The organism is Nocardia seriolae NBRC 15557, assembly GCF_007990715.1.
Classification (GTDB): domain Bacteria; phylum Actinomycetota; class Actinomycetes; order Mycobacteriales; family Mycobacteriaceae; genus Nocardia; species Nocardia seriolae.
The window spans coordinates 25,059-32,410 of the sequence record NZ_BJWY01000089.1; the positions used below are offsets into that span (position 1 = coordinate 25,059).

Annotated in this window: 7 protein-coding genes; 4 read left to right on the forward strand and 3 right to left on the reverse strand. The window is 68.7% G+C overall.

Annotated elements, in window-relative coordinates:
- Positions 1-67 precede the first annotated feature (67 nt).
- From NS2_RS24310 to NS2_RS24320, 3 genes are all read left to right on the forward strand, one after another.
- Positions 68-1,075 (forward strand): AurF N-oxygenase family protein, encoded by a 1,008-nt coding sequence (locus NS2_RS24310; RefSeq protein WP_081986143.1) that lies wholly within the window; start codon positions 68-70, stop codon positions 1,073-1,075.
- Between the two features lie 133 nt (positions 1,076-1,208).
- Positions 1,209-2,711 (forward strand): flavin-containing monooxygenase, encoded by a 1,503-nt coding sequence (locus NS2_RS24315; protein WP_033089702.1) that lies wholly within the window; start codon positions 1,209-1,211, stop codon positions 2,709-2,711.
- 144 nt (positions 2,712-2,855) lie between these two features.
- A complete protein-coding gene (locus NS2_RS24320; protein ID WP_052086776.1) occupies positions 2,856-3,908 on the forward strand; it encodes an aminotransferase class V-fold PLP-dependent enzyme in 1,053 nt (350 codons plus the stop codon).
- Positions 3,909-3,910: 2 nt separating this feature from the next.
- Here the strand turns inward: NS2_RS24320 and NS2_RS24325 are convergent, their stop codons facing one another.
- Positions 3,911-4,684, reverse strand: coding sequence for a chymotrypsin family serine protease (locus NS2_RS24325; protein WP_052086775.1), 774 nt, complete (start codon positions 4,682-4,684; stop codon positions 3,911-3,913).
- 52 nt (positions 4,685-4,736) lie between these two features.
- Positions 4,737-5,795: a carboxylesterase family protein gene (locus NS2_RS24330; RefSeq protein ID WP_052086774.1), complete on the reverse strand. Its 1,059-nt coding sequence runs from the start codon at positions 5,793-5,795 to the stop codon at positions 4,737-4,739.
- On the opposite strand from NS2_RS24330, the gene NS2_RS24335 reads away from it, so the two are divergent.
- Positions 5,766-6,734: an ROK family protein gene (locus tag NS2_RS24335; RefSeq protein ID WP_052086773.1), complete on the forward strand. Its 969-nt coding sequence runs from the start codon at positions 5,766-5,768 to the stop codon at positions 6,732-6,734. The genes NS2_RS24330 and NS2_RS24335 overlap by 30 nt on opposite strands.
- A 71-nt stretch (positions 6,735-6,805) precedes the next feature.
- Here NS2_RS24335 and NS2_RS24340 read toward each other — a convergent pair whose 3' ends face one another.
- Positions 6,806-7,186 (reverse strand): hypothetical protein, encoded by a 381-nt coding sequence (locus NS2_RS24340; RefSeq protein WP_183121220.1) that lies wholly within the window; start codon positions 7,184-7,186, stop codon positions 6,806-6,808.
- Between the last annotated feature and the right edge of the window lie 166 nt (positions 7,187-7,352).

The window sequence follows — 7,352 nt, forward strand, 5'->3', positions numbered from 1 at the left end:
CGCCTTGCCAGTGTAGGTGTAACCATTGGGTACAGTAACTTATGTCACTTCCCGAGAGGCTCTGACAATGACGTCAGCACCCGTCAAGGCCGAACCCACGGTCGAGATCGCACGGCAGTATGCCGAGCAACTCCTGCTGCTGTCGCAGGGCTCGGTCGACAAGCACTTCGATCCTTTCACCGATATCGATTGGGACAACCCCGATTTCGCGGTCACCCCGAACGACAGGCGCTGGATTCTGCCCGTCTCCGGTGACATTTTCGCCCGTCATCCCTGGTATCAAGCGCAGTCCGAGGCCCGCAAGATCGCCATCGGGCTGTGGCGGCAGGCCAATATCGCCAAGGTGGGCCTGCAGTTCGAGACCCTGCTCATCGGCGGCATGGTGCAGCACACCTTCAAGCTGCGCAACGGCTCGCCCGAATTCCGCTACTGCACCCACGAGGTCATCGAGGAGTGCAACCACACGCTGATGTTCCAGGAGATGGTGAACCGCATCGGGATCGACGTGCCCGGCATGGGGCCGATCCTCAAGCAGCTCACCTATGTCATTCCGGCGCTGGCCTCGCTGTTCCCGAATCTGTTCTTCATCGCGGTGCTGTCGGGCGAGGAGCCGATCGACCACGTGCAGAAGGCGATCCTGCGCGCCGACGAGGACGTGCATCCGATCATGCGCGGCGTCATGGCGATTCACATCGCCGAGGAGGCGCGGCACATCTCCTTCGCCCACGAGTTCCTCGAACACCATGTGCCGCGGGCGAACCCGATCAACAAGTTCGTGCTCTCGCTGGCGTTCCCGATCGTCATGTGGATCGGCGGGCGGGCCATCGTGATTCCGCCGCGCGCGTTCTTCCGGGAGTTCGAGATTCCGCGCGAGGTGCGCAAGGAGGTCTTCTTCGGCTCGGCGGAGTCCCAGGAGACGTTCGCGGGCTTCTTCGGTGACGTCCGCACGCTGGCCAAGCGGATCGGGCTGATGAACCCGGTGTCCAAGCGGGTCTGGAAGGTGCTGGGCATCGACGGCCCGACCACCCGCTATCGGTCGGAGCCGGATCGGCCGGGGCAGGTCCGCGCGGCCTGATCCGGGAGCGTCGGCGCGGCCGGGGACCTCGGTCCGTGACTCGGCCGCGCCGGTAGACGTTACCCTAAATAACATATAATACTCGGAGCGCCCGGACGCCGAGGTCCGGGCGCGACCAGAAGCGAGAACCTCGATGACGCGGCATGTCGACGTACTGATCATCGGCGCGGGCCTGTCCGGTATCGGCATGGCCTGCCACCTGACCAGGGAGAAGACCGGGCGTAGCTACCTGATCCTGGAACGCCGGACCGCCATCGGCGGCACCTGGGATCTGTTCAAGTACCCCGGCATCCGGTCCGACTCCGACATGTACACCTTCGGCTACGGCTTCCGGCCCTGGCACGGCACCAAGGTGCTCGCCGACGGGCCGCACATCCGTCAGTACATCGAGGACACCGCCGCCGAGTACGGCGTCACCGACCACATCCGCTTCGGCCGCAAGGTCACCAAGACCTCGTGGTCCAGCGACGAGGGCAGGTGGACGGTCGAGGTGCTCGACGAGCGCACCGGCAAGACCGAGACCTACACCAGCGATTTCATGATCGGCTGCACCGGCTACTACGACTACGACAACGGCTATCGGCCCGCGTTCCCCGGCGAGGAGAACTTCGCCGGGCGGATCGTGCACCCGCAGCACTGGCCCGAGGATCTCGACTACCGGGGCAAGAAGGTCGTCGTGATCGGCAGTGGCGCCACGGCCATCACGCTCGTCCCGGCCATGAGCGGCGACGCCGCGCACGTCACCATGCTGCAGCGCTCGCCCACCTACATCGCCGCGCTGCCCGCCGACGACCCGGTCGCGGTCGGCTTCAAGCTCGCGAAAGTGCCTGCCGCCCTGGCCTACAAGGCGGGCCGGGCGCGCAATATCGCCTTGCAGCGGGCCAGCTACCAGCTCTCGCGCACCAATCCGAAGCTGTCGGCCAAGCTCATGCTGGCCGCGGTGCGCGCGCAGGTCGGGCCGAATATCGATATGCGGCACTTCACCCCGAGCTACAACCCGTGGGATCAGCGCCTGTGCGTGGTGCCCAATGGCGACCTGTTCCGGGTGCTGCGCAAGGGCGAGGCGTCCATCGTCACCGACACCATCGAGACCTTCACCGAGAAGGGCATCCGGGTCTCCTCGGGCGAGGAGATCGAGGCCGACATCATCGTCAGCGCAACGGGTCTCAGCGTCCAGATGCTGGGCGGCGCGACCCTCGAGGTGGACGGGCAGACCCTCGCCACCCGGGACCTGGTGGCCTACAAGGGCGCACTGCTCGGCACCGTCCCCAACATGATGGTGATCCTCGGCTACACCAACGCCTCCTGGACCCTCAAGGCCGACCTGGCCGCCGAGTACTTCTGCCGCCTGCTGAACCACATGCGCGACAACGGATACAACGAGGTCGTCGCAGTCCCCGAGGAAGGCGACCGCTCCGAGGCGTCACTCATGGGCGGCGCGCTCACCTCCGGCTACATCCAGCGCGGCGACGGCGTCATGCCCCGCCAGGGCACCCGCGGCCCGTGGCAGGTCATCAACAACTACTTCCGCGACCGCGCCATGCTCCGCAAGGCCCCCCTCGAGGACGGCGTCCTCCGCTTCCGCCGCACCACCCGCAAGACCGAATCGCCCACCGCCGAATCCCGTTCGGCCTGACGGTTTTCCCTCGCGAACCCGACCGTGCCCTGGGTACTGATCAGCACCATCAGCTCCGGACCCGATCCGCAGGGGCCATGATCAGGCCAGAATTCGGTGGGGTGGACCTTTCCCGGGGGCCGGGCGCGGTCGCAGGATGGAGGGATGACCAGTACCCAGCCCGTGTTCGCGTCCGTTGTGCGCGATGAATTCGCGCCCAGCACCGTCTATCTGAACTCGGCGAGCTACGGTCTGCTGCCGAAATCCGTGCTGGCGGCGGTGAATACGGCCGAGGAGCAGCGGATGCGCGGGGAGTTCGACATTCCCGGCGTGGATCCGATCATCGATGAGTGCCGGGCTGCTTTCGGACGGCTCACCGGCTTCGAGGCGGGCCAGGTGGCGGTCGGGTCGCAGGTGTCGCAGCTGGTCGGGCTGGTGGCGCAGAGTCTGCGGCCCGGCGCGCAGGTGGTGGTGCCAGAGCATGAATTCAATTCCGTGCTCTGGCCTTTCCTGGTGCGCGCGGATCTGGAGGTGCGGGTCGTGCCGCTGGCCGAGCTGCCCGGCGCGATCCGGGCCGGGGACGATGTGGTGGCCGCTGCCGTGGTGCAGTCCGCCGACGGCGCGGTGCTGGATGTGGCCGCGACCGTCGCCGCCGCGCGGGCGCACGGGGCGCGCGTGCTCTTGGACGTGAGCCAGGCGGCCGGCTGGCTGCCGGTGCGCGACACCGGGGCCGACTGGATCGTCAGCGTCGGCTACAAGTGGCTGCTCGGCCCGAAGGGCAGCGCCTTCCTCGCGGGAACGCCTGCGGCACTGGATGATCTGACGCCCGCGGCCGCGGGCTGGTATGCCGGGTACAGCCCGTGGGAGACCTGCTACGACGGTCCGCTGCGCCTGGTCGAGGACGCCCGGCGCTTCGATGTCGCTCCGGTGTGGCCCGCCTGGATCGGGCAGCGACCCGCCTTCGAACTGATCGAGCGGATCGGTGTGGAGACCATCCACCGCCACGATGTCGCGCTCGCGGATCGCCTGCGCAAGGGACTCGGTCTGCCCGAGGGGAATTCGGCCGTGGTGTCGCTGGAGGTGTCCGAGGACGCGCTCGCGCGGGTGAATTCGGCGCGCATCGTGGGTGCCATGCGGGCCGGACGACTCCGGTTGGCCTGCCACCTCTACAACACCGAGGACGATATCGACCGCGTCCTCGACGTGCTCGCGGGCTGAAGCTAGATGGGCTGGAAGCCGCTGCCCACGCCCTTGCCCGCGTCGACGGCCGCGCGGACGGTGTCGAAGGCGATGGCGATGACCGGGGTGTGGATCGGGTTGCCGGGGTCGGTGCAGCTGAAGCGGTAGGCCTTCGTGTCGCTGAAGAGCGGAGCGGAGATCAACCCGACCAGTTGGTCACCGATGGTGACCGGCGCGCCGGAGTCGCCGTAGCTGGAGCACGCCTGCTCCATGAAACCGACCGGGCTCGAGGCCCACACCACGCCGCAGGCATGGCCGCTGGTCCGGCCGTTCTGACAGACGATGCTCCACGCGGGCGGCGCGGGCGCGAATCCGGCGATGGTGCTGCCATTGACCGTGCGCAGCGGCGTCACCACGCTCGGATCGAATTCGATGACGGCGTAATCGAGTTGGGCGTCGGAGTCGCGGACCACACCGAGCACTCCGGCGTCCGGGAACTGCTCCCCGCGCACCGGGGTCCCGGCCTCGGCGCAGTGCCCCGCGGTGAAACCGACCAGACGGCCCGCGGCGTCGTAGCCGATGGTGGTCAGGCTGCACTTGGTGGATCGGCCCAGCACGATCCCGGATCCGCCGCCCAGGGCCGCCACGGTGTCGACGTCTGCCACTGTGCTGACGTCTGCCACGGGATCGAGGTCTGCCACGGTGTTGCCCGACTCGGTGGCGTCGCCCGGATCGGCGTGGGCGGCCGGTGCGGCGGCCAGCCCGCAGGCCACGACCACCGCAGCCGTTGCGATCCAGTGTGGCGACACCTGCATGCCCAACCATCCATCCGACTCGACACCTATAGCTACACGGTAGCTTCCTGGTTCATTGCAGCCAGATCGGACGCTGTGCGGCGAATGGATCGGACTGGACGTGCGGTACATCGGACCAGATCATGGTCTCGCGTCGGTCGAGAGTGTAGCGGGGCCAGGTCGGGCCCGGGTCCGTGTTGCTGACGAAGGCCACCCACGCCCGGTGCACGGCGTCGGCCAGCGGCTGCGGCGGATTGTCGCCCGCCACCGCGGTCACGCCGGTCGCCTTCAGCAGGTCGAAGGCGAAGGGGACGTCCAGGCAGTGGAAGGACCGGCCCCGGAACTCGGTCGCGTTCGAGGCCCAGGTGAACTCGTAGAGCCAGGTGGGCTGATCGCGCCCGGCCCGCATCTCGGCCACCCGGAACGAGGGCATGCGGATGACGGCGTCGCTCTGCGCCTGCCCCGCAAGCTGATTCGCGGTCAGGCCCGGGTAGGCGGCACGGAAGGCGGCGGTGGCGGCCGGGGCGAAACCGAGCGCGCCCAGTGCCGCGGGCAGTGTCGCGTCGGTGACCTCCGGCTGCTCACCGCTCAACGAGGCGGCGGCGAATTCGTGCGCGGTGAAGCCGATCAGCAGCGGAATACCCTGGTCCGCACCGGATTTCAGGACCTCGCCGCTGGTCGCCGGGATGAGCGTGCCGTCCGCGAACGGGGCCAGGCCGAGCAGGCTCGCCGCCGAGCCGTCCGGGCCGGGCGCGCGCAGCTTGTCCTCCATGTCCCGGAGTCGCATTTTGCTCACGTCCCGCAGCGCGGCGGCGGTGGCGGGCAGGCCGTTCCGCTTGGTGAACAGCTGCGACACGGCCGGCGCGGTGGCCCGGTCGTTCGGCTGGGTGACCGCGCCGGACTCCGAAATGCCCGCGCGGAACACTCCTTTCGCGGCCGGGGTGTTCATCGGCGCCCACACCGCGCCGCCACCGGCCTCGCCCACGGCTCGGTCACCGCCCTCGTCTCCGACCTCACCGACCGCGGCCTGATCCGCGAGGACGACGCCCTCCGCTCCGGCACCCGCGGCCGCCCGCTGCGACTGATCCCCGACCGCGCCTGCGTGGCCGCCATCCAGATCACCTCCGAACACCTCCGCGTCGCGGTCGCCGACCTCGCGGGCGAGGTGGTGTGGCGCGAGACGATCCCGCACCAGCTCGCTCCGTGCTGGCCCGAGGTGATGGCGGACGCCATCGCGGCCGCGATCACGAGCATCGGTGCGGCGGACGCCACCCGGTGCCGCGCCGTGCTCGCCCGGGTGGTCGTGGCGATGGCCGGGCCGGTGCAGGAGGATGCGTACCAAACGGTCACGGTGGCACCGGATTTCGGCTGGATGCGGCCCGTCCGGCTGCGCGACCTGATCGCCGAGCGCCGGTCCGGCCCACCGGTCGCGATCGACGTGGTCAACGACGCGAACGCGGCGGCGCTGGCCGAATTTCATGCTCTGAAGCGGGATTCGCGCGGACTGGTCCTCATCGAGGCCGGCACCGGCATCGGTGGCGGCGTGGTGCTGGACGGTCGTATCCACACCGGCAGCCACGGCATCACGGGCGAACCCGGACATGTCCCGGTCGCGATGGACGGCCCCGACTGCGTCTGCGGTGCCCGCGGCTGCCTGGTCGCATACGCGGGCCCCGAAGCCGTCTTCACCGCGTCCGGTCTCGCTGACCTATTGCACGACAAGGGATTGCACACCGCACAGACCGAACTACTGGCCCGCCTGCACCGAGCGGATCCCCGGGCCACCGCCGCCCTCGAACAGGCGGCCCGCGCACTGAGCGCGGCGATCCTGTCCATCACCGCCCTGCTCGACGCCGACCAGGTGGTCTTGGGCGGCCTACTCGGCGACTGGACCCCCTGGTTGGCTCCGACCATCGAAGACCGCCTCTCCGGCCGTCGCGCCCTGGCTCCCGGCCTCGCCCTCCGCATCACCCCGGCCACCCTCGGCGACGACGCCATCCTGCTCGGCGCCCTCGGCTTCGCCCGCCGCGCAATCCTTTCCGACCCCTCCGCCATCGGTCCCGAACGGTAAAGGCGGTGACGGCACCCCTCCGGCCGTCACCGCCATGGCCGCCCGCGACAGCGGCAGCCTCCCCGCGCTGCTTATCTATCGGTCCGCAGCGCGGAAATCGTTCGGCGGCATCTGCCGTCATCGAGACCCGCCCCCGGCAGCTCGAAACCTCTGTTCGCCCGCCGCCGTTCCCGCTCGACGGACCGATCCCACAGCAGCACAACGACTTCCGGCAGCATCAGTCCGATCTCGGCGGCCAGCAGCGCGGCCATCTCGAGCGCTTCCTCGGGATTCGCGGGCGCCGGATCGCTCAGGGTCTCATCGAGCGTCATGCCATCGCAGGCCTGCTCGAGGGTGAGCAACCGGTTCGGGAGCCAGGTGAGCACCCAGCTATCCATGGAAAGGGCTGTGCGAACCGCCATCTCGGGCGTCTTGTCGCTTCGGATCGTCCAGGGCGTGAATTCGAGGGCCATGAGGTCGGGCACCTCCTCAAATGTGGTTGTGGCAATAAGATTACCGGCGAGCATCCATGGCACCCACAGTCAGAATATCTGCTCATGGTCGATACATCTCGAGCGAGGAAGGCTCAAAATTGAACTGAGTCCGATTTTGTTCGCCGGATATGGACCGCTAGTGTCG

Bases quoted from the DNA above. Each gene is read 5' to 3' on its own strand.
- NS2_RS24310 (WP_081986143.1), top strand. From the start codon at position 68: ATGACGTCAGCACCCGTCAAGGCCGAACCCACGGTCGAGATCGCACGG.
- NS2_RS24325 (WP_052086775.1), bottom strand. From the start codon at position 4,684: ATGCAGGTGTCGCCACACTGGATCGCAACGGCTGCGGTGGTCGTGGCC.
- NS2_RS24340 (WP_183121220.1), bottom strand. From the start codon at position 7,186: ATGGCCCTCGAATTCACGCCCTGGACGATCCGAAGCGACAAGACGCCC.
- NS2_RS24315 (WP_033089702.1), top strand. From the start codon at position 1,209: ATGACGCGGCATGTCGACGTACTGATCATCGGCGCGGGCCTGTCCGGT.
- NS2_RS24320 (WP_052086776.1), top strand. From the start codon at position 2,856: ATGACCAGTACCCAGCCCGTGTTCGCGTCCGTTGTGCGCGATGAATTC.